Source organism: Streptomyces sp. NPDC028305 (assembly GCF_055569495.1).
In genome coordinates this window covers 1-23,320 of sequence record NZ_JBVHTN010000004.1, presented here as the reverse complement: position 1 = coordinate 23,320, position 23,320 = coordinate 1, and the positions used below count along the sequence as shown (strand labels likewise).

Sequence of the window (23,320 nt, the reverse complement as noted above, 5' to 3'; positions counted from 1 at the left end):
GGACCGAGGTGGACGGAACTATTCCACTGCCGCATGACGTCAAGGACTCCACGCAGTTCGTGGCGGAGATGCGCCGGTTGCGGCAATGGTCGGATCTGAGTTATCGCGAGTTGGAACGCCGGGCCGGTGCGGTGGGGGACGTACTCCCGCGCGCCACGCTCGCCGGGGCACTGAACAGACAGGAGCTGCCCCGGGAGGAGCTGGTGGCGGCCTTTGTCCGCGCCTGCGGCGGCGACAAAGCCGCGGTCGAGGCGTGGGTGGGGGCCCGCAAGCGCCTGGCCGTCGAGCTCGGACAGGAACAGGAACAGGAGCAGGGGCAGGACTCCTCCGAGCCGGTGGAGCCGGAGGGCGAAGACGCCCCCGAGAGCCCGGCGGTGCCGGCCACCGAGCCGGTGGCCGAGACCCCGGACCCGGATCCGGACCAGGTACCAAAAGAGCCCAAGCGGCCGAAGAGGAAGAGACTGAAGGCGGCCGGGGGTCGGCTTCGGCGGCCGGGCGTGGTCATCACGGCCACCGCGGCGATCGTGATCCTGACGGCCGCGGCCACGGCGATTCTGCACCCCGGCGACAAACCCGATAAGCCGCGTGAGAGCAGCCGGACGGAGGCACCGGCGGCCACCACCCCGTCCAGCACGAAGAGCCGTCCCGCGGACGACGCCACCACCGACGCCGCCGACGCCGAACCCGTCAGCGACGAACCCTCGCGCGGCGCGACGCGGGAGACCTCGTCACCGACCCCGTCCCAGCAGACGACGACGCCCAAGAAGACGAAGCCCACGCGGAGTTCGCCGACGCCGGAGTGGACGTACGACCCGCCGGCGGTCCCCGACGATCCGCCGCCCTCGACGGACACCCCGCCGCCGTCCGGTGGTGGCGACCCCTTCCCGGAGGAGACCTGCTGGGACGTCACCGAAGAGTGCTGAGGGGCGCTCAGTCCCGCAGCCGCACCTCGACCCGGCGCTCCCTCAAGACCTCGAGTACCAGGTCGAAATAGCTGTACGGCTCCCCCTTCCAGTCGAGGACCCGCCCGAGGCTCTGCCGCGCGATCCGTGCGTCGTGCCAGATCAGCGTGCACGGTGTGGTCACCCCGAAGCCTCCGCAGAGGCAGTCGGCCAGCGCGTCGGCGTTGCCGCCGAAGTAGCCGCCGGGGCCGCGCATGGCCTCGCCGAGCGCGAGACAGAGACCGGGCTCATCCGTGACGTACCGCCCGTCCAGCTCGTACACGCGCCCCGGCGGCGCGGCCGGGACGGACCGGCGGGTCCCCCGCTCGCGCACACAGTCGAGCCAGATCTCGCGGTCGCGGGTCCCGTACCCGGCCCATAGGTTCGGGGCCGTCGGCGGACCGTCGTACCACCGCTGCCAGAAGGGGCGGGCCCGCGGGGGCGGCGGGTCCCAGAGGCGGTCGGTGAGGCGGATGTCGAGGAGGCCGGGGCCGAGGGACGACGGCTTCCAGTCGGCGATCTCGGCGGTCACATACAGGTCCGTGGACTCCGCGCCGTTCCGGTCGAGGACCAGCAGCAGGGCCTCCCCCAGCCCCAGCCGGCGGCGGGTCCCGGCCGCGAGGGCCGACTGGAGCCGGTCGCCGGGTGCACAGCCGAGGAGGTGCAGCGAAGTGTCCGGCGACTCGTCGTCGGGCGCGACGACGTCGGAGAAGTCCGCGCAGGTGCCGAGGTGTTCACGGCCGTTGTGCAGCAGCAGGCCCGCCGCGAGGTACGGATCGTCGGGCGGGTCCGGGTAGCCGTCGGCGCCCTCGATGAACACGTCGATCAGGGAGGGGTCGCCGGGGTGCGGGCGATGGCCGGTGACCCGTACGTCCTCCAGCCGCCAGGCGTCGAGCCGCTCCGAGTCCTCGGGGCACCGGTCGTCGCCGATCGGCCGCAGCCAAAGGTGGCCCAGCTCGTACGGCGCAGTGCCGCGCTCACGCAGGATGTCGCGCAGCGGGCCCGCGGGGGCGCAGCCCAGGAGCTGGTAGGGGTGGAGGGGCGGCGCGACGAACAGGCCCGAGACATCGGCGCAGACGCCCCAGACACTCGCGTCGTCGGAGTCGGCCAGGGCGAACGCGGGGGCGCCGGCCCGGCCGGACCCCTCCGGCCAGCGGTGGACGCGCGGCCCGTGCGCCGCCGCGCTCAGCGACCGGCTCCGCTCGCGAGTTCGTCGGCGTAGTGCGTCAGCGAGCGGCTGTACATCGGCAGGTGGCGGGACAGCGCGGACAGCGCGAGGGCCACCGCCTCCCGCTCCCGCCCGGCGTCGACCAGCGCGAGTGCGAGAAACGCGGCCACGGCGTCGTCGAGTTCATCGGACCCCGCGTCCCGCTCCGCGGTGAGCAGCGCGATGCCCTCCTCGGGCCGGCCGAGGTTGCGCACCGTGCTGGCCAGCTGGATCACCGCCTGGCGGCGGCGCGGGCCGGCCAGACCGGCGTCCAGGGCCGCGCGGTACAGCGGGGCGGCGTCCTCCTCGCGGTCGGTGGCGTCGTACGCGGAGGCCAGCTCGAAGGACGCGACCGGGTCGCCGTCGGGGAGTTCGGCCGTCAGCGCCGTCATGGCCGCCAGGAAGTCGGCGGGGGCGTGGTCGTCGAAGGCGGTCCACAGGTCCGCGACGCGCTCTTCCCAGTCAGTTGCCACCGTGCTCATCGGCGCAGCATCTCAGCCCGGGACCGCCGGTGTCACCCGCTGAAGACCGCGGTCACCGGGGCGTGGTCGCTCCACCGCTGGTCATAGCTCGCCGCGCGCTCCACGTACGCCTTCGCAGCCCGCTCGGCCAGCCCCTTCGTGGCGACCAGCAGGTCGATGCGCCACCCCGCGTCGTTGTCGAACGCCTTCCCCCGGTACGACCACCACGAGTACGGCCCCTCGACGTCCGGGTGCAGCTTGCGCATCACGTCCACGTACGCCGCCTCGTCGTACACCTGGCTCAGCCACGCGCGCTCCTCGGGGAGGAACCCGGCCTTCTTGCGGTTGGCCTTCCAGTTCTTGAGGTCGGCCTCCCGGTGCGCGATGTTCCAGTCGCCGCACACCAGCACCTCGCGCCCACCGGCCGCGGCCCGCTCCCGCAGCTCCTTCAGATACGGCAGGAACTCCCCCATGAAGCGCTCCTTCTCCTCCTGCCGCTCCGTGCCGACCTCCCCCGACGGCAGATAGAGGCTGGCGACCGTGACCCCGGGCAGGTCGACCTCCAGATAGCGGCCGCTGTCGTCGAACTCCGCGGAGCCGAATCCGACCCGTACGCCCTCCGGCTCGCGCCGGGTGTAGACGGCGACCCCGGCCCGGCCCTTGGCCGCCGCCGAGGCGTGCACGGTGTGCCAGCCGTCGGGCTCGCGGACCGGCGCGGTCAGCTCACCGGGCTCGGCGCGCACCTCCTGGAGGCACACCACGTCGGCGGCGGTTCCCTCGAGCCAGGGCAGAAAGCCCTTCTTGGCCGCAGCGCGCAGCCCGTTTACATTCACGGAGGTCACGGTGAGCATTCCGGCACGATACGCCAGAAAAAACCGAGTACCCCAACGATCCCGCATGAATGTACGATCCTTCGCATGGATATTCGCCCCATCCCCTATGACCACCCGGACGCCGTCAAGCTCAACGACGAGGTGCAGGCCGAATACGTCGAGCGCTACGGCGAGGGCGACCTGACCACCATGGACCCGGCCCACTTCGAGCCGCCCCACGGCCTGTACCTCCTCGCGTACAACGCCCAGGGCCGCCCGGTGGCCAGCGGCGGCTGGCGCAGCCAGAAGCAGAGCGAGACGGGCTACTCGGACGGGGATGCCGAGATCAAGCGGATGTTCGTGATCCGGGACGCCCGGGGGCAGGGCCTGGCCCGCCGGATCCTGGCCGCCCTGGAGGACAGCGCCCGCGCGGCGGGGCGGGTCCGGATGGTCCTGGAGACGGGCACCGAGCAGCCGGAGGCCATCGCGCTGTACACCTCCTCCGGCTACGCACCGGTCCCCAAGTTCGGCCTGTACCGCTTCGAGGAGTCCAGCCGCTGCTACGCCAAGCCGCTGACGTAGGCCACGGCCCGACACGCGGCTCCGCGGCAGGGTCCGGGCCCCGGCGGGGACGAGGGGCGGGCCCCCTGGGCCCGAGACAGCCCCCGATGCGGGGTCTGGGGCGGAGCCCCCCACGCGGCGGAGCCGCATATGGACAGGGGCCGGGAAGGGGCGGGGAGGGGCAGTGTCCGATATGCGGCTCCGCCGCGTGGGCCCGCCGCGGGACTAGAACGCATCCGCGACCGCAGAAGCGATCTCCTTGCGCACCTGGTCCGCCGGATACCGGGCCACCGGGCGCCCGTACGGCGCCAGGGCCCGGTCGGCCGCCCCGGGCGACGGCTCCCGCACATCCGCGAACAGCACCGTCGTACCCGGCGGCACCTCGGCGGCCAGCATCTCCAGGACCGCGCCCACCCCCGTAGACCTCTCCGCCGCACCCGTACCCTCCCGCGCATCCCGCGCCGCACCGATGAAGCCGCCCTCACCAAAGCCGATCATGATCCCCAGCGGCCCGCCCAGAAGCCCCACGAGCCCGCCCATCAGGCCGTCGACGGTGAAGCAGCGGGCCCCGGCGCCGTCCACGCAGTCCGGCAGATCGATCGTCCCGTCCATGGCCCGCGCGATCACCGCGCCTTCGCACAGCGACAGCGCGCCCTCGTCGTCGGCGCGGAGCAGCGCGTCAAGCGCCCGGGGGCCCGCCTCCGGCCCGGCGAGGTCCATGAACAGAACACTCTCACCCATACCCCCACTCTTGCCGCAGCCGGCCCCCCGCGCACCCCGTAGCCCCCATGCGCTCACGCTCACGCTCAGCCGCCAGCCGCGAACTTCCGGCTGATCGCGTCGAACACACCCTTGGCCTCGCTGCCCAGACGCGGCCCCGCGAGCCAGGTGTGCGCGTTGGAGCCGATGGAGCTGTTGGACACCAGCACGGTCTTGCCGCCACGGTTCACAAACCACCCGCCGCCGGAGGAACCGCCGGTCATCGTGCACCCGATCCGGTACATGGTCGGCGCGGAGGGCGAGAACGACAGCCGGCCGGGCCGGTCCAGGCAGTTGAACATCAGCGCCCCGTCGTACGGCGACGCGGCCGGGTAGCCGTAAGCGCTGATCGAGCTGACCCGGTCCGCCGACGGCGCCCCGAACCAGACCGGCACCGAGGCCCCCACGGTCTCCTCCAGCGACTTGCCGCCACCGTTCTCCGGCTTCACATGCAACACCGCGAAGTCGTACGCCGAGCCGACGTTGCCGGTGTGGGCGCCCTCGTCGATCCACTGCGAGGAGGTCTGCGACCAGTCCGCCCACCACACGCCGTACGGGGCGACCTCCCGGCTCGCGGCGGTCTGGGTCCGGTCGGCCGGCAGCCCGTTGTCGTTGTACGACGGCACGAAGACGATGTTCCGCATCCAGCCGCCCTTCTTGCCGGAGTGCACACAGTGGCCCGCCGTCCACACCAGGTTGGACTTGCCCGGGTGGGCCGGGTCGTCGACGACCGTGCCCGAGCACACCATCGGCCCCTCGGGGCTGTCGAAGAAGACCTTGCCCACCGGCGCCATGTTCAGGTGGTACGGCCGCGAGACCTGCTTGGCGCGGGTCGCGGGCGGCTCGGGGTCGGTGGCCGGCCGGCCCTCACCGGCGCTCTGCGTGCTGACGGTGTTCGGCGCGTCCTTGGCCTTGGCCATCCTGGACGGCTGCCAGAAGCCCTTGATGACGGGGTTGGCGAAGTCGGAGGCCTTGCGGGCCCAGTTGTCCCAGTCCCTCCAGGCGCCGTCCTTCCACTTCTTCAGGTCGTCAAGGCTGGTCGGCACCCCGTCCGGAATCCTCAGCCCGTCCTTGGCCTTGGCCTTGTCCCCGGCGGTGGCCGAAGCGCTCGGCTCGGACCCGGCGTTGTCGTCGCTCGGCCCGCAGGCCGTGGCGGAGACCGTGAGCAGCGCGGCCAGGGCCGCGGCAGCCACGGCGGAGCGGCGTATCGATGGCATGGAGCTTGCCCCCTGAGTGGTGCTGTGTGGTGCTGTGTGCTGCTGCGCCGTGTGGCACTTCCCCACGCGTAGCGCGCGCCCCTTCCGGAACAGGCACCCACTATGCCCGCGCCCCCGTCCACAGCCCCCTGCCCGGCCCACAGCCCGCACACAACACGAACCGCGTCAGCACGAATCCATGACATCGCCGGGCTGCGCTGCCGACATTGACGGAGTGAGTACTCACTCCGTACGGTGGAAGGCATGGCGGAACCACCGGCCCGGCGGCGTGCGCCGGGCATGAGCACCGAACAGCGCCGGGCGATGATCGTCGCGGCGGCGCTGCCACTGGTCGCCGAGTACGGCGCCGCGGTGACCACGGCGCAGATCGCGCGCGCCGCCGGCATCGGCGAGGCGACGATCTTCCGCGCCTTCAAGGACAAGGAGGAGGTGCTGGGCGCGTGCACGGCCGAGGCCATGGACCCGAGTCATGTGCTGCGCGAGCTGGCCTCGATCTCCGTCGACCAGCCGCTCGCCGACCGGCTCACCGAGGCGGCCGAGGCGATGCGGGCCCACCTGGCGCGGATGGGCGCGGTGGCCGGGGCCCTGCATGCCTCGGGCCACCGCCGCGAACGCTCCCCCGCCGCCCGGACCTCCGACTCGCGGGAGACATCGATGCGGGCGACCCGCGACGCCCTGACCGAACTCGTCGAGCCCGACCGGGCGGCCCTCCGCCTGCCCCCCGAAAGAGTCGCCTCGATCTTCCTCGGCATGCTCTTCACCCAGCTGCACTTCGGCGCCGAGGGCGCCGACGCCGATCCGGTCGAGTTCGTCGACGTCCTCCTGCACGGCACCCTCAACCAACCAGGGAGCGGCACATGACCATCACGCTGAACCACACCATCGTCCCCGCCGTGGACCACCGCGAGGCGGCCCGGTTCTTCGCCTCCGTGATGGGCCTGGAGGAGCTTCCGCCCGCGGGCCGCAACGGCCACTTCGCCCCCGTGCGGGTGAACGACACGCTCACCCTTGACTTCATGACGGTGGCCGACCCCGAAGGGCACCATCTGGCCTTCGACGTGGACCCGGCCACCTTCGACGCGATCCTGTCCCGGATCCGCGCCGCGGACATCTCCTACGGCAGCGACCCCACCGAGCCCGACAACGGCCGGATCGACCACCCCCTGTGCCCCCGGGGCCTGTTCTTCCAGGACACGGCGGGGAATCTGTACGAGGTGATGTCCCCGGCGTGACGGACCTCGACGGACTCAGGCCACCAGCTCGTCCAGATACAGCGCGGCCAGGCGCGGCAGCGGCCGCCGCCCGCCCGCGCGGATTCGATGAGGCTCCGGAAACGATCCGTGTCCATGTGGTCGACTGTGCCACGTGGGTCCGACAACAACAGGAGGACGCGAGATGAAGGTCGGCTCGGCACGTGCCGCCGCGGCCGGGTGGGTGGAGAGGTACGCCCGCCCCGAACCCGGCTTCCGCGGGGCGTACTTCAGCGGCTCGACGGTCGGCCTGCCCGACGACGCCGAGCTGCCGCCGACCTCCGACGTCGACGTCGTGGTCGTGACCGCCGAGGACAACCCGCCCGCCAAGCCCGGCAAACTCCGCCACCACGGCGCCCTGCTGGAGATCAGCTATCTGCCCTGGGCGGGGCTCGCCTCGCCCGACGCCGTGCTCGCCTCGTACCACCTGGCCGGCAGCTTCCGTACCGACACGGTCATCGACGACCCCACCGGCGGGCTGCGCGCCCTGCACGCCCGCGTCTCGCGCGACTTCGCCGCCCGGCCCTGGGTGCGCCGCAGATGCGAGGACGCCCGCCACAGGATCGAGAGCGGGCTGGCGGCGATCGACGCCTCGGCGCCGTTCCACCAGCAGGTCACGTCCTGGCTGTTCCCCACCGGCGTGACCACCCACGTGCTGCTCGCCGCCGCCCTGCGCAACCCCACCGTACGGCTGCGCTATCTGGCCGCCCGCGATGTCCTCGCCGACCACGGCCATCTCGGCCTCTACCCCGAACTCCTCTGCCTCCTCGGCTGCGCCGACCTGCCCGCCGAGCGCGTCCGGCACCATCTGGACGCGCTCGCCGCGACGTTCGACGCCACCGCCGCCGTGGCGAGGACCCCGTTCTTCTTCTCCAGCGACATCACCCCGGCAGCGCGGCCCATCGCGATCGACGGCAGTCGGGACCTCATCGACCGCGGCCGCCACCACGAGGCGGTCTTCTGGATCATCGCGACCTTCGCCCGCTGTCACACCATCCTGGCCGCCGACGCCGCCGAGACCCACCGGGCGCTCACCCCGCCCTTCCGCGCCGCCGTCGCCGACCTCGGCATCACCGGGCCCGCCGACCTCCGCCTCCGCGCACAGGAGGTCACCCGGTTCCTCCCCCGCCTCTGGCAGACCGCCGAGGCGATCATCCGCGCAACGGCGCGCTGATCTCCCAATCCGTGTCGAGCCGCTCGACCAGGGCCCGGGCCAGGGACGGCGCGTAGCGCTCGGCCCACTGTCCGGCGAGCCCCAGAAACCCGCGCAGCTTGCCCCGTACGTCCTCCAGCAACCCGTCCAGCTCGGCGACGGCCAGCTCGACGGGCCGCCCGTCACGCCCCTCACACCCGTCACGCCCGTCACGCCCATCCGGCCAGATCCCTACGACCGGCCCCAGGTGCTCCACCCGCGGGGACGGGTCATGGCCCAGCCACGGCTCCGCCCCGTCCGCCAGGTCCAGCCACTCGCGCCAGGTCTCCAGACCGCAGCAGCACCCGGAGCGTACGAGGGCGCCGCTGACCGTGTCCCCGACGCACAGCCCGCCCGGGGCGATGGTGCACTCGGCCTCGACCGTCCGCCGCACCAGCTCGAGGCCGTCGGCCGCGAGGGGGTCGCCGGGGTCGAGGTCGTGGTTGTAGCCGACCCAGACCGCCATCGCCGTGCCGACCTCCAGCGGCGACAGCCCGCCGGAGAGGAGCAGCACGCCGTCGGCCGACGGGGCGGCCACGGGCCACAGGGCGAAGTCGCGGGCCTGGTACGTCTCCAGGGCGGCGTCCATGACGATCACAACGGGGTCCGTCGGCTCGGTCGGCTCAGTCGGAGTTGCACCACAGCAGCACGCCCGGCCCGTCCGGCGTGGTCACGGGGATCCACGCCTCGTCGGCCTCGGCGAGCCGGTCCTCGTCGAGTCGCAGCTGATGCGGCTCCTCGTTGTCACCGTCGCAGACCCAGAAAGGCACGCCCTCGACGATCTCCCGCAGCTTGGCCGACTCGTCGGCCGTCCACGGATGATTCCGGGTACCGGCCCCCCGGAAGTGCCCCTCGAACAGCTCGCACAGCCCGTCGAGCGCATCGGGCCCGAACAACGGCACCAGATATCCCTCGACCTTCCCCTGCCGACAGGCCGTCCCCCCGTACTGCTGCTGGTAAAACACCCCGGTGGCCGCCTGGACCACCACATAGAGCCATTCCTCCGACGACCCGTCGGGGTCGAGGAAGACAAATCGCTGACCGGCCATGCCCGCAGTCTGCGGCCTCGCGCCCGCCGCCTCAACAGGATTTCGACGCCGCCCGCTTCAGCGCGCGGACCCGGCGGACCCGGCGGACACGGCGGACAGCAGGACGCGGCGGCGTTCCAGGTCCACCTCGACGATCTGCACTGTGAGCTCATCGCCCTCGCCCACCACCTGCTGCGGTTCGGGGAGCGGCACGAGCCCCTCGATGCCGTCGGCGACCCGGACGAAGAGGCCGAACGGGACCAGTTTGGTGACCGGTCCTGTGACCACCTGCCCGACCGTGTCCGCGAACGCCACCATCGGGTCCTCCCGCAGCGCCCGCAATGACAGCGACGCCTGTCCGCGGTCGAGGTCCGCGTGAAGGACTTCGAGGGAGAGCCGCTCTCCCACCCGGACGATGTCGGAGGGGTGTTCGTAGCGCGTCCAGGCCAGTTCGGGGATCCGGATGAATCCGGTGCACCGGCCGTCCGGCTCGCCGTCGATGCGCACGAACACACCGAAGGTGTGGATGCTCTCCACTGCACCGGTCACGATCCCGCCCGGCCGAAGCCCGCCGAGGAAGTCCCGTATCGCCCCGCTCGCCACGGGGCAAGCATCTCAGCTCTCAGTGTCAGTGGCCCGGTGCATCATCGATCGCATGGCACGCACCGGCTCGATCGGCTCCTCCCCACCCCCGTGGGGCGTCCAGTACACGCTGTGTCTGCCCACCGAGGACGCGGCGCGGCGGGCCGCGGCGGAGCTGGCCGCGGCCGGGCACCGGCTGGCCGCGATACGGGCCCATGGCCACGCGCCGGACCCCGCGCTGACCGGCTGGTGGCAGGTGTTCTCGCTCGCGGTCCACACCGGTCATGACCGCTTGGCGCTGGAGCCGTTCCTCAGACACGAGCGCATACGGATGGCCGGGCTCGCCCGGTCCCACGGCGGATTCCACCAGGGCTGCGCCGAGGGTCACGCCTCCACCCTCCAGGCGATCTTCACCCGGGACGGCCTGGTGCACGAGCGCGCCTCGGCCGAGGTCGCCCCGCCCGCCCCGCTGCCCACCGACCCGGCCCCGCCGCCCGGCTGGGGGCCGCGGTGGCCCGGCCCGGCGTCCCCCCTGCCCATCCGGCCCGAGGACGTCGTCCGGGCGGTGGTGGCCGTGGCGGAGCGGATGTACGGCGGCGCGGACGACGCGCCCGACGCCGTCGGGTGGCTGCTGGAGGAGGACTTCGCGTTCAGGGAGCCGTACGAGTCGACGGGCGAGTTCCTGGGCGACCTGGCCGATGCCGTGGCCCACCAGGGCGACTGCACCGACGACACCGTCGATGCCGTCCCCTTCCTGGCCGAGTTGGCGCGCGACGGCGGCGTTCCGCCCGCGGTCCGGGTGGCCGTGCTCGGCGACCTCCTCCGGCTCGCCGCGACCGGCGCCTCGCTCGCCGTCCTCGCGGCCGACCGCGTCGCCGCGCTCGGCGACGTCTGGCAGGAGCGCGCCGACGTACACATGACGCGGCGGGCGATCGGCCGCGCGCTGCCGCGCCTCCTGGCCCGCTGGGACGAGGAGGGCGACGCGGCCCGGTTCGTACTCGCCGCGCTGGCCGCCGCGGCCTCGGACGGCGCCGCGGCCGGGCTCGTCCCCCGTCTGAAGGATCTCCCCGCCCCGGCCGGCTCACCCCGCGCCGACACCGTCGCCCTGATCGCCGCGCTCCTGGCCGACGACGAGCCCGGTCTCGCCACCGCCCTGCGCCGGCTGACCTCCTGGCGCCCCGCCATCGCGGAGCGGACGGCCACGCCCCACGCCGCTCCCCGGCAGCTGGCCCTGGCCGTCCTCCCGGACCTGGTCATGGAGGACGCCGGTCCGGCCGACCGGCCGGGGCCGCTCGCCGCCCCTCCTACGCCGAGGCTCTGACCTGCACCGACGTCAAAGGTCTGGACCTCATTGAACGGTCCGTCGCGCGAGACCGTATCTGGGCTGCGAAAGGCACCGCACAGCACGGACCGATCGAGCGAGGAGTTCCGCATGTCCCGGAAGCGTCGTGTGACCCGGCCCCAGAAGATCGCCCTGACCATCGGCGCGGCAGGTCTCGTGGGCGGCGGCCTCGCCGTCGGCGTCGGGGTCAGCCAGGCCTCGGAGACCACCCAGGCCAAGGCGCCCACGGAGAACTGCGCCGGGCTCGACACCGCGCTGCGGAACAATCTGAACTTCATCGCCGCCCAACAGGCCAGCCCCGACGCCCAGTCCGAGGCCAGGATCGCCAACCGCGAAGAGGTGGTGAAACAGATTCAGCAGCGCCGCCAGGTGGCGGGCTGCACCGAGACCGTCACGCCCTCAGCCCCGGCGGACTCAGCCCCGACGGACTCAGCCCCGGCGACGGCGGCCCCCGAGACCACCGCCCCGCCCACCGCCCAGCCCACCGGCGGCGCCTCCGGCGAAGGCGAGGTGGTCTGCGCCGGCTCCACGGTCACCCTCTCCGGCGAGGAGGGCGCGCCCGCCGCCTCCAGCAACCAGTTCCCGGTCGGCACCCGGCTCAAGGTCACCAATCTGGACAACAACAAGTCCACCACGGTCAGCGTGACCTCGACCTCGGGCAGCTGCGCCCTGCTGAACAACGCCGCGTTCGAGCAGGTGCGCGAGCCCGGGAAGTTCCTCATCCGACGAGCCGTCATCGAGCGCGTCGGCTAGGGGCCCGTACGCCCGTCAGCCCCGCTGGGGGGAGATCGCGCGCGGGGCGACGACGGGCAGCCGGGCGCACTCGCGGCAGGCGCGGGCGGAGGCCGCGACCCTGATGTGCGAGGCGATGGTGACGGCGCCCATGAGCGCGCTCAGCGGCCAGTTCCCGGCGAGGACCGACGCGGTGGTGAGGGTCAGCGCGCTGACCGCCAGGGCCGTACCGGCGGTGGTGCCGGTCCAGGCGACCATCAGCGGGAGCCGGGGCGGGGTGGGCAGCCGGCGGGCCGGCGCGCCGGTGGCGGCCAGCGCCACCCCCGCCAGCAGCGCGGCGGCGGCCGCGACGCCGCCCACATGGGCGGCCAGGATCTGAGCGGAGTGGGGCAGCTGCCGGCCATGGCCCACGATTGCCGTCAGGTACCAGCAGACGATCAGGAACGGGACGGTGAGCGCGACGACGCGCGCGGTCTGACGGGCCTGGGCGATGGTGAGTTCCCGCTGGAAGGCGGGCGCGACGTCCTCGACGCTCCCGAAGTCGTCCACCGCCTGGCGGGCGGCGCGCTCGGCTCCCCGGCCGTCGGGGCTTCCCCCGTCGCCGATGTCCGCCGCGGCGTCGACGAGCGCGTCGCGCGCCTCGGTCAGCATCCGCTCCTTGACCCGCGTCGGGCCGTGCAGCGCGGCCGCCAGAGCGGCGACATGCCCGTCGATCGGGTCGTCGATCGGGTCGGGGCCGAGGGCCGTCACGTGGCCGGCCTCGGCGCCGGCGAGGGGTCCAGGACGGCGCCGATCGCCGCGGTGAGCTCGCGCCAGGCCGTGCGCTCCTCGGCCAGGCTCCGCCGTCCGGCGTCCGTCAGCTCGTAGCAACGGCGGCGGCGCTCCCCGGCCGACTGCCAGTCGCTGCGCAGCAGCCCGAGCCGCTCCAGCCGGTTGAGCGCCGGATACATGGTGCCCGTGCGCAGTTCCAGGGCGCCGCCGCTGCGCTTCTGCACGGCCGTGATGATCGCGTAGCCGTGCAGCGGCCCCTGCTCCAGCGCGGCCAGCAGCAGCGCGTCCAGGTGCCCGCGCACCGCATCGCCCTTCATGAGGGAGCAGCCTACCCATCCACCTGTAGGTGCGCTATATATTGGCAGCCAATATGTAGGCTACTCACTCAAGCGGAGTCGCAGTGACCAAGCTGCTGTTGTCCGTACACGTCCTGGCCGCGATCCTGGCCATCGGCCCGATCGCCGTGGCCGCCTCGATGTTCCCCCGCTTCGCCCGCACCCCGGGCGACGCCGACCAGGAGCCGGGCGCGCGGCGAGGCCCCGCGACAGCCGCGCTTCTGCATCGCGTCTGCCGCGGCTACGCCGTCTTCGGCCTGGCCGTCCCGGTCTTCGGCCTCGCCACCGGCGCCCAGCTCGGCGTCCTGGGCGACGCCTGGCTCATCATCTCGATCACCCTGACCGCGATCGCCGCCGCCCTGCTGGCGCTGACCATCCTCCCCGCCCAACAACGCCTGCTGGCCACGCCGGACGGCGCGGCGGCCACCCGGCTTGGCATGCTCACCGGGATCTTCAATCTGCTGTGGGCGATCGTGGTCGTCCTGATGATCGTCCGCCCCGGCTCCACCACCGGAGCGTGACCACCATGCGCACCCTGCGGATCGCGGCCGCTGTCGAGGCGGCCTCCCTGGCGGCCCTGCTGATCAACCTGGTCACCATCCACACCAAGGCCATCACCGCCCTCGGCGGCCCCGTGCACGGCCTGTGCTACCTCACCGTCATCGTCTGCACCTTCATGACCCCCGGCGCCACCCCCGCAGCCCGCCGGCTCGCCGTCATCCCCGGCATCGGCGGCCTGCTCGTCCTCCGCCGAATCCACCCCCGAGAGGCCTGAGATGACCGACCCGTACGCCGGCTTACCGTTCCCTCGCACCGCCCTGGCCCTGAAGGCCCTGCACCACACCCGCGGCATCGAAGCGCCGGCGATCTTCAACCACAGCCTGCGCACCTATCTCTACGGCCGTTTCCTCGGCGAGTGTCGAGGACTGCGGCCCGACCACGACGACGACGACGAGCTGCTGTTCCTCGGCTGCTTACTGCACGACGCCGGACTCAGCCGTGAAGGCGACCGCGACCAGACCTTCAACCTCGACGGCGCCGACCTGGCCGCCCGCTTTCTCACCGACCAGGGGATGGCCGCCGACCGCGTCGACATCGTCTGGGACGACACGATCGTCGACCAGGCACTCGCCAAACCCCACAAAGCCCCGGTGTTCACCATGCCCGGCGAGCTCCTCCGCCAGAAAACCGGCGCGCCCTGGCCCACCTGGCAACAGCTGATGGCCCAAGAGCCGAGCTGGCACGACTGAAGCTCGGAGAGCTTTGGCCAAGAGCCGGATCCGTTATGTATCCCGCTCGGTAAAGACCCTTGATCGTTGGGCGCGTCCCGCCCCACAGTGGCGCCATGAGCAATCACTCCGAAGCACCTGTCACGCCCGTCGAGGCCTATGAACCCCCCTACTACGTCGCTGTCTTCACTGCGGTGCGCACCCAGGACCAGAGCGGCTACAGCGAGACCGCCGCACACATGGAAGACCTGGTGAAGGACGTCCCTGGGTTCCTGGGGATGGACCAAGCCCACACCCCTGGCGGGCTGTCCATCACCGTCGGGTACTTCCGCGACGCCGACGCCCTCACGGAGTGGCGGAGCAACGCCGAGCACCGCGCGGCGCAGAAGCGCGGGCAGGCCGAGTGGTACCAGAACTACACGCTGCACGTGGCGAAAGTGGAGCGGAGCCACGGGTTCACGCGAGCGTAGGCGCGGGCCACGAGGAGGATCGGAGTGCTGGCGCGCTCGGCGGTCAGGATGGCTGGACCTGGTCGAAGAGGGCGAGGGCTTCCGCGGGGTCCGGGCTCACAAGGCGTTCCAGACCGGCCATCGTGATCTTCGCCCACCTGCCGGCCCGTGCCCACATCCGTTCCTCGAAGGCGCGGACGGCCTCGTCCAGATCTCCGGAGCCGGTGGCGATGGACTCGGCGAGTTCGGCGCCGTCCAGCATCGCGAGGTTCGCGCCCGCCCCCAAGGGGGGCATCAGATGGGCGGCGTCGCCCAGGAGCGTCACCCCGGAGACGTGGGTCCAGGTGTGGGACACGGGCAGGACGTAGAGGGGGCGGTGGACGAAAGCGGTGCCGTGGCGGAGGAGGTCGAGCACGGGAGCGGCCCAGCCGTCGAACAGAGCCAGCAGGCTCGATCGCACGGGCTCGACATCGGCCAGGTCCAGGTCCGTGTGCCAGTCCAGGGACGCGCGGAACTGGGCGTACACCTTGACGTTTCCGCCGCTGTTGCGCTGGGCGACGAGCGCTCGGTTCACGCCGTACACAGCCAGGGAACCGTCGCCGATCAACCGGGCGAGGTCAGGGTGGCGGGTGTCGACGTCGTCCAGGGAGGTCTCGACCGTGGTGACGCCGGTGTAGTGCGGCGTCACCGATGAGACCGCCGGGCGGATCCGGGACCAGGCGCCGTCCGCGCCGACCACGAGGTCGAACGTCTCCTGTCGCCCGTCCGCGAAATGGACCAGCACGCCATCCGGGGTCCCCGGCACCACCTGCGTCACACCCCGCCCCCACCGGACGTCGAGAGGGCCGAGCAGCAGGTCACGGAGTTGCCCGCGGTCGATCTCGGGATTGGCCTGGTCATCTGGACCGGGTCGCCAGTCGCGCAGGACGGTCCCGTCCGCGTCCAGGATGCGCATGGCCTGCCCCTCGGGACGGGACAGCGCCTGGAACTCCGCCAGCAGCCCCGCCTTGTCCAGCGCGAGCTGACCCAGCCCTTCGTGCAGATCCAGCGTGCCGCCCGGGGGGCGGGCGTCGGGGGCGGGATCGCGTTCGAGGACGGTGACGGGGTGGTCATGGCGGTGCAGGACGCGGGCGAAGGCAAGGCCGCCAGGGCCGCTTCCGACCACGGCGATTCGGTGTCTCATGTCGATACACTGTATTGGACCCTTACAATGCATCGCAACAGTATGGTGTGACCATGACTGTGTGGGACCGGCCGGAGCCGCCGACTCGCCCCGTGCCGCTCGACCGGGAGCGGATCGTCGCCGCCGCCGTCGCGCTGGCCGACGAGGGCGGGCTACAGGCGGTGTCGCTGCGCAAGGTCGCCGCCCGGCTGGACGCCGGCCCGATGCGGCTGTACGGATACATCTCCACCAAGGAAGAGCTGTTCGACCTCATGGTGGACGAGGTCCAGGCCGAGATCCTCCCCGAGGAGCAGCCCGGTGACTGGCGGGAGGCGCTGCGCATCCTCGCCCACCGCACCAGGCAGGCCGCTCTCCGTCACGAATGGCTGGCCGATCTGCTCGGCGGCCGCCCGAGCCTGGGCCCGAACGGCCTCGCCGTGACCGAGGCCACGCTGGCCGCCCTCGACGGCCTCGCCGACATCGACACCGTCATGCGCGCCGTGGAGACTGTCAGCGCCTACTTCACCGGCGCGATCAGGCGCGAGATCGCGAACCTGCGAGCCGAGCGCGCCACGGGCCTGTCCAAGCGCGACTGGCAGCGCGCCTCCGGCCCGCATGTGACGAGAATGTTGGCCACGGGCCGCTTCCCGGCGCTGGCCAAGGCCGTGTACGACGGCACGGACGTGGACGCCGAGGCATCCTTCGCGACCGGCCTGGACTGGGTCCTCGACGCCGTGGCCGCCAAACTCACCCAGCCGCAGGCGTGACGGGCTGTTGCGACGTCTCGAAGATCGTTCCCCGTGATCTCGAGGGCGGGTGCTAGGTTGCGGCGGCGTGACGACGTCCTCCCCGCAGAAGTCGCCGTTCCTTTATGCCATCGATGAAGACTTCATTCCACCCGACCGGGGTGACGACCGGGCAGGGCCTGAGTCAGCGGTTCCCGCTGGTGATCCGGACGAGGCGGTGCGGCTCTTCCACCACTACCGGCGGCTCATCGCGCAGGAATGGGAGCTCGAACCCTGGCGCCGGACAGTGTTCGATGCCCAGCCCCCGAACACCGTCCGGAGGTCGCCGCTGCGTGCGGGCTGGCTCCGGTTCGCCTTCGACACCGCCGGACAACTGGCTCGCCGTGGACATGGATCCCGGGCCGAACGGTCGTCCCGGGCAGGTCATCGCGGTAGGAGTCGACTACACGCAGGGGCCGACGTACGTCGCTGACTCGGTGACCACATTCCTGCGCCGTCTGGTGGAAGCGCTGGAACGCGGTGACTACCGCCATCACGACAAGAGCCTGTGGATCGACGCGGACCTGCCGAACCTGTCCGGCAGGCACACCAGGTACAGCGACGGTGGGCGCTGGACATCGCGGCGGCGCCCGTCGCCGACATCGCCACGGTGACCGAGCTGAAGGGATTGCGGTACCTGGAGGTGACCCAGGACCAATGGCGGGCGCTGTCAGGACTCGACGACCTGCCGCCTTCGCCAACAGCCTGAACCGGTGCCTGGGTGAGGGACGCTGCCCGGTGCCGCGCACGTCGGCAGCACAGCTGACGAACAACTACGGGCGCAGCACACTAGGAGATGTCACAGTCCCGCAGAGTGGCACCCGCGTAGGAGCCGCCGCCCTCCTTCGCCTTCACGAGGACATAGCGGAGCTTGCCTTGCTTCAGCGCCTCCTCCAGGTCCCGCGCCAGCTTGCCGTCCCGCGGGGACTTCTCCGCACGCTCCTTCATCAGCTCGATGATCGTCTCCACGTACTCCCTGGTCCCCTGCTGGACCAGCTTGCCCTTGTGGCGACCCTTCCCCTGACGCCAGCCGAGACCGCTGGACGGCGCCTTGGCCTCGACGATGAGCAGCTCGCCGTCCTTGAGCCGGTACAACTGGTCGAACATATCCGCGCCGTTGGGGGTCTTGGGCAGTGAGATCCACTCGGCGCCCGGGAACTCCTTCGGAACGACGTGATAGCGGGCCGCGCTCTCGCCGAGCCGCTCGGATATGGAGCTGTTGTTGGGCTTGACGCCGAGTTCCTTTCGGTATGTCTGCCGTGCCTTGTCGAGTGCCCGTTGACTGGCCACTTGACTGGCCGCAGTGCGACTCTCCCGGAACTTCCGCTCCGCGTTGGTGAGATCCACGGAGGCTTTGCGGTGGTCGGCGACCTTGTCGAGCAGGCTGCTCCGTTTCCTGTCGCCGACCGAGCCCGGGCCGACGGACTTCGCGGGGGACAGCCTCGCGCCGGGTGCCGAGGGCAGCTCGTGCCTGGAGATCCAGTTGTTCTCGTTGTCCTTGGCGAGCTGAGGCAGCCCGACGCCGTTCTCCGCCGTGGCCTTGCTCTGACGGCGGCCGATGCTGTCGTAGTTGTCAGAGAACCAGACCGGGTCGTTGTTGGTCTTCCAGATCATTTCGTTCTGGATGTACTTACGGTGGTCGGCGGCCCGGCTCAACAGCTCGTTGCAGGTGAACACACTGTTCGTACGCTGCGGGGTGCCGTCGGGGCCGGGCGGATAGGTGGTGAACACGGCCGCGTCGAAGGCGGGCCCGCCCGCGCCCCGGCAGTGCTTGTCGAGCTTGAGCCTCTTCAACTCCTTCACCAGCGCCTGCCGGTCCATGCCGACCAGGGCCGTGGTGGCGTTCGGGGCGATGTCGACCCAGGCGACCTTGCTGAAGCCGGGCGGGGTCACCCCGTCACCGGACAGTTCGCCGATCGCCTTCGCGAAGTCGTTCACGACCGCGTCCGTGCTCCCGGACACCGCCTTGCGCTGGATGGTCTGCTTACGGGTCAGGTCCTGGAGGTCGGCCTTGTACCCGTCCGTAGAGCCCGCGGGTTTGAAGGTGGTGCCCCAGACGACCTCGTGCCCCGCTCGCGCCAGATCGCTCGCGTGCTGGAGCGTCCGCCGGTCAGAGTCGCTGAACTGGGCTGTCTTCTCCCGTAGTTCCCCAAATCCGCTCTCGTCGGAGAGCTTCAGGTTGTCGGAGTTCACGACCAGTTCGTAGAACGGCTCGAACGCGCCCTGCTGCACCAGATTGGCCACCGTCTGGCCGACATCGCTGATCCGTTGCTTGCGGAGCAGGGGGCTGGTCCGCGGACCGATGCCAGGCGTCATGGCGTCGAGGAGCTCGAGCACGGCCTTGCCGTTGGGCGGGCCGCTGTTGACACGCTGGTCGCCCATCGGCTCGTTGAGCCGGAAGCCCCGGTCCGCCAGCCGTTTGACGAGCGCCGGGTCGTCGCCCATGACATCCGGTGCGTAGAAGACGACGGACCAGGTCACCGGAATCGTCTGGCCGGGCGGTGCCACATTCCTCGCCGTCGCCGTCAGCGCACGGTTCCCACCGGGAGGCACCGAAACGGGACTGTTCAGCGCCGTCTGGCCCGCTACGGTCACCATCACCGTGCCACTGGCCGGAGCCGTACCCCGATTGGTCACGGTCACGGCGGCCGTGCAGCTCGGAGTGGTGCAGAGCGGCGGGGTCGGGGTGGCCTGCACCGCCACGTCCGGCTGCGCCGCCACGCGTTCGCTCAGCGGCTCGGCCTGCTCCTGCTTTGCGTCGACCCGGCGTACTGCCTCCGTTGTGCGCTGCACCTGAGCCTTGTCGGGCTCACTGACCGCGGACGACAGGCCCGGGTCCGGCGCGGGCTCACCGGCCGCCGCGCTCGCGTGGCCCGCGGACCGTACGGCGCCGCCCGGCGGGCCGGAGCGGAAGGCAGCGGTGCGCGCATCCCCGATGTCCGGCAGGGGTTCGGGCGTGGTGGAGCCTTGAGGCTCGGCGGAACCCGGCAGGCCGACCGACAGCGGCCGGTACGGAGCGGACGCGGTCACCACGATGCGCAGGGTGCCATCGGTCAGTACCTTCGCCGGGCGGCCGTTCACCGACGTGGACCCGCTCTGGCGCCACTTGTCAGCCCCGGACGAACCGTCGGAGTCCTCATCAAGGAGGGCATCGGCAAGCGCCGCCGGAGTCAGCCGGGACAGCTCGGCCAGGCCGGTCACACCGTGCGGCGGGTCGGCCACCCAGGTGTTCGCCAGCGCGTCGGCGCTGCCCGGCTCGTGCCCGAACCACCACTGCTGGTTGCCGCGCAGAAGGGTTCGCTCCGGGCTCACGGCGAGTTCCGCGAGCGCCCCCGAGTCACGGCTCAGGGTTCCGTACGCGGTGCCGTCGCGGGCGACCGTCAGCCGGAAGCCGACGATCGCGCCGTTGCCGTCCACCGTGGTCCCCGCATAGGTGACCCCACGCCAGGCGCGCAGGCTCTTCGTGGCCGCCGAGGCCAGCTGCGGGGGCGTCTTCTCCTCCTCGCGCGGCCAGAGCACAAAGGTCGTCAGACCGGCGATGAGCACCACGACCAGCGCCAGGGCGCCCCAACGCCCATACGGGTGAGGCGCGTTCTTGAGCCAGGTGCGCGCTCTGTTTGTCCGGGACGCCTGACTGTCCGGCGGCGATTGAGAGGGGTGCGGCGCCTGCGGCGGGCGTGGGGGGTACGGGGGCAGCGGGGGCAGCGGTGGTCGTGGGGGCGGTTGCTCGGAGGGTACTGATGCGCCCTCCCTGTCCCTTGCATCCATGTCTGCCCCCCGTTCCGGGGCCCGGGCGATGCCACCGGGCCCTGGCGTGATGGTTCCCGATTCCCGTTTTCCCGATTCCCGACCCAACTACCCGCTCAATCACGCTTGTTTACGGAATGCTGAATCGGGCGCCGCTGCCGGGCGTGGAGGCCGCCTCGGCATTGCGCGCTATCAATGGCGGCGTGACGAACGGTAGGGACTGCGCGTTCACGTGGGGGCGGGGGAAGACCAAGCCTGAAGACGTCACATCGGCCATGGAGTTGCCGGCCCCCGACCACGGGCGGCTATGGGGCGAACTGGCGGTGTTCGCCACAGGCGCTCGCGTCGAACGTACGGTGCTCCTGGCCCTGTGGCGCGAGCGAGGCGCACTCGACCACCGTGCCGGCGAGCGGTTGTGCGCCGATCTCGTCGACCTGTCGATACTCGCCGACCACGGCCTCACGGTGCGTCTGGACCCGGACGTGCGGGCCTTTCTGCGGGCTCGGATCGCCGCGGCCACGCTCACCGGGGTGCACGCGGCCCTGGTGCGGGTCGCTCGCCGGCGCCTTCCCCCCGACGGCGAGGGGGCCGCCTGGTGGCTGCTGCCGTGCAGCGAGGGGTACCTGTGGGAACATCTGCCCGGCCATCTTCTGGAGTCCGGCCGAGTGACGGAACTCGCCGGGTTGCTGGGCGACCTGCGCTGGCTGACGGCAACGATCCGGGCCTGCGGCACCGCCGCGGCGGAGGCGGACGCGGCGCTCGTGGACACGGACGGGGCACGGGCGCTGGCCCGGTCGCTCGCGCGGTCGGCACACGTGCTCGACCGGGCCAGGCAGTGGGACGCCGACCCGAAGGCGGTACTGATACCGGACCAAGCCGAACTGCGCGCCGCAGAGGCCCGCGACAGCCTGCCGTCGGAGCTGGTGAACCAGTTGCGCGGCGTCCCCGAACTCGCACCACTTCTGCACACGTTCGTGCGAAGCCTGCCACCCCGGCCGCGCCTCTTCGCGCACTCGTGGCCGCCCGGGACCGATCCGGTGCCCCGGCGGACGATTCTGGCCCGGGGCAGCGCCGAGGCCGCTTGTGTCGTGGCCCACGACAGTTCATCGCTTGCCGGGATCGGTGAGCGCGTCACAGTGTGGGAGATCGGCACCGGCCGTGTACTCGCCGACGGCGACAGCTCGCCGATACCCGCGGCGGTGGCGGAGCCGGACGGATCGTGGCTGGCATTGATCAGCGCGAACGACGAAGCCCAGGCGTGGGACACCGCCACGGGAACGCTGCGGTTCGCCGTTCCACTCACTCCCGGCTGCCGCGCCCTGCTCGCTGACGGCTCCTGGCTGGCCATCACTGACGACCGGGACCGCACGGTACGGGTGTTGGACACCCGTGAGGGCACTTTGCTGGCAGTGCTGGCCGGGCACACGGACGCCATCCACGGCCGCGCCGTGTCGCCGGACGGGACGTGGCTCGTTACAGCCGGGCGTGACGGCACCGTACGGGTGTGGGACACCGCCACCTGGCGGACCCGCCACGTGCTGCCCGAGAGCGGCACGGCTCTCCTCTCGTCGCCCGACGGGACGTGGCTCGCCGCCGGAGACGGGGACTCGACACGAATCCGGGACGCGGCAACCGGCAGCATGCGCACCCGCGTTCCCGCGTTCGGAGCGTTCGCCGGAGCCTCCGACGGCAGCTGGTTCGCCACCCTGGACCGGTTCGAGGCCGTCCTGCGCGTGTGGGACATCCCTGCTCGGCATGACAGCTCGGTGGCAGCTGAACCGCCACAACCGCCCAAGCGTGTGGACCGCGCGCGTCACACCGCCGCCGCCGATCCAGGCTGGTCGCCCACCGTGGCCGACGACGGCCACACAGTGCACCTCCGGGATCCGGCCACCGGCCAGGTCTGGGCATCGCTCAGCGGGCATGCCACGGCCGTCGACAAGTGCGTGCCCACACCCGGCGGCAGCCACGTGGTGACGATCTGTGCCGATGGCGTCCTCCGCCTCTGGGACACGGCCACCCGCACGGTGCGCACCCTGCTCACCGGGCAGGAGAGCACCCAGCTTTGTGCCGTCGATCCGGACGGGGCATGGCTGGCAACCGACAGCAGGGACGGCGACGACGCCGTCATCCGGCTGTGGGATTCCGCCACGGGCCATCTCCTGCACACCGGCAGGTTCTACGGGCAGATCTCCGAACTCGTCGCCGGCCCCAATGGGGCATGGCTGGCCTGGCGTGGCACGCACGCCACCCAACGCTGCTCAGCGCAGCCCCGGACGGGCGGTGGGTCGCCCTCGTAGAACGCCCGTACACGCTCGGTATCTGGGACACCGCGACCTGGAAATGCGTGGCTGTCACCTGGCTCGGCGCGAAAATCACCCACTGCGACTGGCCCTCCGACTCCTTCGGCCCCCACGTGTCGACCAGTGGGGCAGAAAAACCGGTCGTCTTCGACTTCTCTTGTCCGGGCGCCGCTTGAGTCCTGTGCCCCGTGGTTTCCGGCGATCTTCATCACCTGCATAGGTGATCTTCAGAGTGCAGCGTCACAAGCTCGGACAGCACCTCGAACAGACCCCAGAAACGCCAAGATCCCGCCCGATCAATCAGATCGGACGGGATCTCGTGAACCGCTCTCGAGCTAACTCAAGAACAGCCAGCTGTGTGGGCTGTTCACGAGTGTCCTCTGCCAGCGGCTTCGCGTTCCTTTAAAGATCGCTTCCCATCTGCCAACTGATCGCTTCCCGCAAAGCCAGCCACC

26 protein-coding genes are annotated in these 23,320 nt (G+C 71.7%); 14 read left to right on the top strand and 12 right to left on the bottom strand.

Annotated elements, in window-relative coordinates; genetic code table 11:
- Positions 1–8 precede the first annotated feature (8 nt).
- Positions 9–923 (top strand): helix-turn-helix domain-containing protein, encoded by a 915-nt coding sequence (locus ACZ4WQ_RS16310; RefSeq protein WP_468022244.1) that lies wholly within the window; start codon positions 9–11, stop codon positions 921–923.
- Positions 924–930: 7 nt separating this feature from the next.
- On the opposite strand, the gene ACZ4WQ_RS16305 is transcribed toward ACZ4WQ_RS16310, so the two are convergent.
- From ACZ4WQ_RS16305 to ACZ4WQ_RS16295, 3 genes are all read right to left on the bottom strand, one after another.
- Complete coding sequence (locus tag ACZ4WQ_RS16305; protein WP_468022243.1) at positions 931–1,761, bottom strand: barstar family protein; 831 nt, start codon at positions 1,759–1,761, stop codon at positions 931–933.
- A 365-nt stretch (positions 1,762–2,126) separates the two neighbouring features.
- A complete protein-coding gene (locus ACZ4WQ_RS16300; protein ID WP_358843285.1) occupies positions 2,127–2,630 on the bottom strand; it encodes a tetratricopeptide repeat protein in 504 nt (167 codons plus the stop codon).
- A 32-nt stretch (positions 2,631–2,662) separates the two neighbouring features.
- Positions 2,663–3,460 carry an exodeoxyribonuclease III gene (locus tag ACZ4WQ_RS16295; protein WP_352128103.1) on the bottom strand — a complete coding sequence of 266 codons (798 nt, stop codon included), beginning with the start codon at positions 3,458–3,460 and terminating at the stop codon, positions 2,663–2,665.
- 66 nt (positions 3,461–3,526) lie between these two features.
- On the opposite strand from ACZ4WQ_RS16295, the gene ACZ4WQ_RS16290 reads away from it, so the two are divergent.
- Entirely contained in the window at positions 3,527–4,003 is a 477-nt protein-coding gene (locus ACZ4WQ_RS16290) for a GNAT family N-acetyltransferase (protein WP_398370807.1), read from the top strand.
- A gap of 204 nt (positions 4,004–4,207) precedes the next feature.
- Here the strand turns inward: ACZ4WQ_RS16290 and ACZ4WQ_RS16285 are convergent, their stop codons facing one another.
- Positions 4,208–4,723, bottom strand: a complete 516-nt coding sequence (locus ACZ4WQ_RS16285; RefSeq protein WP_311726414.1) for a DUF1269 domain-containing protein — start codon at positions 4,721–4,723, stop codon at positions 4,208–4,210.
- Positions 4,724–4,788: 65 nt separating this feature from the next.
- The gene (locus tag ACZ4WQ_RS16280) at positions 4,789–5,958 is read right to left on the bottom strand and encodes a trypsin-like serine peptidase (protein WP_468022242.1); all 1,170 of its coding nucleotides are present in this window, start codon (positions 5,956–5,958) and stop codon (positions 4,789–4,791) included.
- Positions 5,959–6,201: 243 nt separating this feature from the next.
- Between ACZ4WQ_RS16280 and ACZ4WQ_RS16275 the strand changes: the two genes are divergently transcribed.
- From ACZ4WQ_RS16275 to ACZ4WQ_RS16265, 3 genes are all read left to right on the top strand, one after another.
- The gene (locus ACZ4WQ_RS16275) at positions 6,202–6,819 is read left to right on the top strand and encodes a TetR/AcrR family transcriptional regulator (RefSeq protein ID WP_394816793.1); all 618 of its coding nucleotides are present in this window, start codon (positions 6,202–6,204) and stop codon (positions 6,817–6,819) included.
- Positions 6,816–7,190 carry a VOC family protein gene (locus ACZ4WQ_RS16270; RefSeq protein WP_311726416.1) on the top strand — a complete coding sequence of 125 codons (375 nt, stop codon included), beginning with the start codon at positions 6,816–6,818 and terminating at the stop codon, positions 7,188–7,190. Before ACZ4WQ_RS16275 ends, ACZ4WQ_RS16270 begins: the two co-directional genes overlap by 4 nt.
- A gap of 163 nt (positions 7,191–7,353) precedes the next feature.
- Positions 7,354–8,382 (top strand): hypothetical protein, encoded by a 1,029-nt coding sequence (locus ACZ4WQ_RS16265; RefSeq protein WP_468022241.1) that lies wholly within the window; start codon positions 7,354–7,356, stop codon positions 8,380–8,382.
- Here the strand turns inward: ACZ4WQ_RS16265 and ACZ4WQ_RS16260 are convergent.
- From ACZ4WQ_RS16260 to ACZ4WQ_RS16250, 3 genes are read right to left on the bottom strand one after another with little or no spacing between them, the layout of a single operon-like run.
- Entirely contained in the window at positions 8,360–8,998 is a 639-nt protein-coding gene (locus ACZ4WQ_RS16260) for a hypothetical protein (protein ID WP_468022240.1), read from the bottom strand. The genes ACZ4WQ_RS16265 and ACZ4WQ_RS16260 overlap by 23 nt on opposite strands.
- A 25-nt stretch (positions 8,999–9,023) precedes the next feature.
- Positions 9,024–9,449: a DUF6210 family protein gene (locus tag ACZ4WQ_RS16255; RefSeq protein ID WP_311726418.1), complete on the bottom strand. Its 426-nt coding sequence runs from the start codon at positions 9,447–9,449 to the stop codon at positions 9,024–9,026.
- Positions 9,450–9,506: 57 nt separating this feature from the next.
- Positions 9,507–10,031, bottom strand: coding sequence for a S1 RNA-binding domain-containing protein (locus ACZ4WQ_RS16250; protein WP_385342620.1), 525 nt, complete (start codon positions 10,029–10,031; stop codon positions 9,507–9,509).
- A gap of 52 nt (positions 10,032–10,083) precedes the next feature.
- Between ACZ4WQ_RS16250 and ACZ4WQ_RS16245 the strand changes: the two genes are divergently transcribed.
- Both ACZ4WQ_RS16245 and ACZ4WQ_RS16240 read left to right on the top strand, forming a co-directional pair.
- Complete coding sequence (locus ACZ4WQ_RS16245) at positions 10,084–11,331, top strand: hypothetical protein (protein ID WP_468022239.1); 1,248 nt, start codon at positions 10,084–10,086, stop codon at positions 11,329–11,331.
- Between the two features lie 111 nt (positions 11,332–11,442).
- Entirely contained in the window at positions 11,443–12,105 is a 663-nt protein-coding gene (locus tag ACZ4WQ_RS16240) for a hypothetical protein (RefSeq protein ID WP_311726421.1), read from the top strand.
- A 15-nt stretch (positions 12,106–12,120) separates the two neighbouring features.
- On the opposite strand, the gene ACZ4WQ_RS16235 is transcribed toward ACZ4WQ_RS16240, so the two are convergent.
- Positions 12,121–12,834, bottom strand: a complete 714-nt coding sequence (locus ACZ4WQ_RS16235) for a hypothetical protein (RefSeq protein ID WP_398370798.1) — start codon at positions 12,832–12,834, stop codon at positions 12,121–12,123.
- Positions 12,831–13,172 (bottom strand): PadR family transcriptional regulator, encoded by a 342-nt coding sequence (locus ACZ4WQ_RS16230; RefSeq protein ID WP_352128115.1) that lies wholly within the window; start codon positions 13,170–13,172, stop codon positions 12,831–12,833. The genes ACZ4WQ_RS16235 and ACZ4WQ_RS16230 overlap by 4 nt, the downstream gene beginning before the upstream one ends.
- Positions 13,173–13,255: 83 nt before the next feature.
- On the opposite strand from ACZ4WQ_RS16230, the gene ACZ4WQ_RS16225 reads away from it, so the two are divergent.
- The 4 genes from ACZ4WQ_RS16225 (at position 13,256) to ACZ4WQ_RS16210 (ending at position 14,889) form a co-directional block, all read left to right on the top strand.
- The gene (locus ACZ4WQ_RS16225; protein ID WP_398370796.1) at positions 13,256–13,711 is read left to right on the top strand and encodes a hypothetical protein; all 456 of its coding nucleotides are present in this window, start codon (positions 13,256–13,258) and stop codon (positions 13,709–13,711) included.
- A 5-nt stretch (positions 13,712–13,716) separates the two neighbouring features.
- On the top strand, positions 13,717–13,965 hold the full coding sequence (locus tag ACZ4WQ_RS16220; RefSeq protein ID WP_398371794.1) for a hypothetical protein: 249 nt from the start codon (positions 13,717–13,719) through the stop codon (positions 13,963–13,965).
- Between the two features lies 1 nt (position 13,966).
- The gene (locus tag ACZ4WQ_RS16215; protein WP_398370794.1) at positions 13,967–14,440 is read left to right on the top strand and encodes an HD domain-containing protein; all 474 of its coding nucleotides are present in this window, start codon (positions 13,967–13,969) and stop codon (positions 14,438–14,440) included.
- Between the two features lie 95 nt (positions 14,441–14,535).
- Positions 14,536–14,889 (top strand): antibiotic biosynthesis monooxygenase family protein, encoded by a 354-nt coding sequence (locus ACZ4WQ_RS16210; RefSeq protein ID WP_311726426.1) that lies wholly within the window; start codon positions 14,536–14,538, stop codon positions 14,887–14,889.
- Positions 14,890–14,932: 43 nt separating this feature from the next.
- On the opposite strand, the gene ACZ4WQ_RS16205 is transcribed toward ACZ4WQ_RS16210, so the two are convergent.
- Positions 14,933–16,051, bottom strand: coding sequence for an FAD-dependent oxidoreductase (locus tag ACZ4WQ_RS16205; protein WP_398370791.1), 1,119 nt, complete (start codon positions 16,049–16,051; stop codon positions 14,933–14,935).
- Between the two features lie 53 nt (positions 16,052–16,104).
- Between ACZ4WQ_RS16205 and ACZ4WQ_RS16200 the strand changes: the two genes are divergently transcribed.
- Both ACZ4WQ_RS16200 and ACZ4WQ_RS16195 read left to right on the top strand, forming a co-directional pair.
- Positions 16,105–16,797: a TetR/AcrR family transcriptional regulator gene (locus ACZ4WQ_RS16200; RefSeq protein WP_398370789.1), complete on the top strand. Its 693-nt coding sequence runs from the start codon at positions 16,105–16,107 to the stop codon at positions 16,795–16,797.
- Between the two features lie 362 nt (positions 16,798–17,159).
- Positions 17,160–17,429, top strand: coding sequence for a hypothetical protein (locus tag ACZ4WQ_RS16195; RefSeq protein WP_398370787.1), 270 nt, complete (start codon positions 17,160–17,162; stop codon positions 17,427–17,429).
- 175 nt (positions 17,430–17,604) lie between these two features.
- Here ACZ4WQ_RS16195 and ACZ4WQ_RS16190 read toward each other — a convergent pair whose 3' ends face one another.
- Complete coding sequence (locus ACZ4WQ_RS16190) at positions 17,605–20,364, bottom strand: hypothetical protein (RefSeq protein WP_398370785.1); 2,760 nt, start codon at positions 20,362–20,364, stop codon at positions 17,605–17,607.
- Positions 20,365–20,765: 401 nt separating this feature from the next.
- Here ACZ4WQ_RS16190 and ACZ4WQ_RS16185 point away from each other — a divergent pair, with 401 nt between their 5' ends.
- Positions 20,766–22,862 (top strand): WD40 repeat domain-containing protein, encoded by a 2,097-nt coding sequence (locus ACZ4WQ_RS16185; RefSeq protein WP_398370783.1) that lies wholly within the window; start codon positions 20,766–20,768, stop codon positions 22,860–22,862.
- The last annotated feature ends 458 nt before the right edge of the window (positions 22,863–23,320 follow it).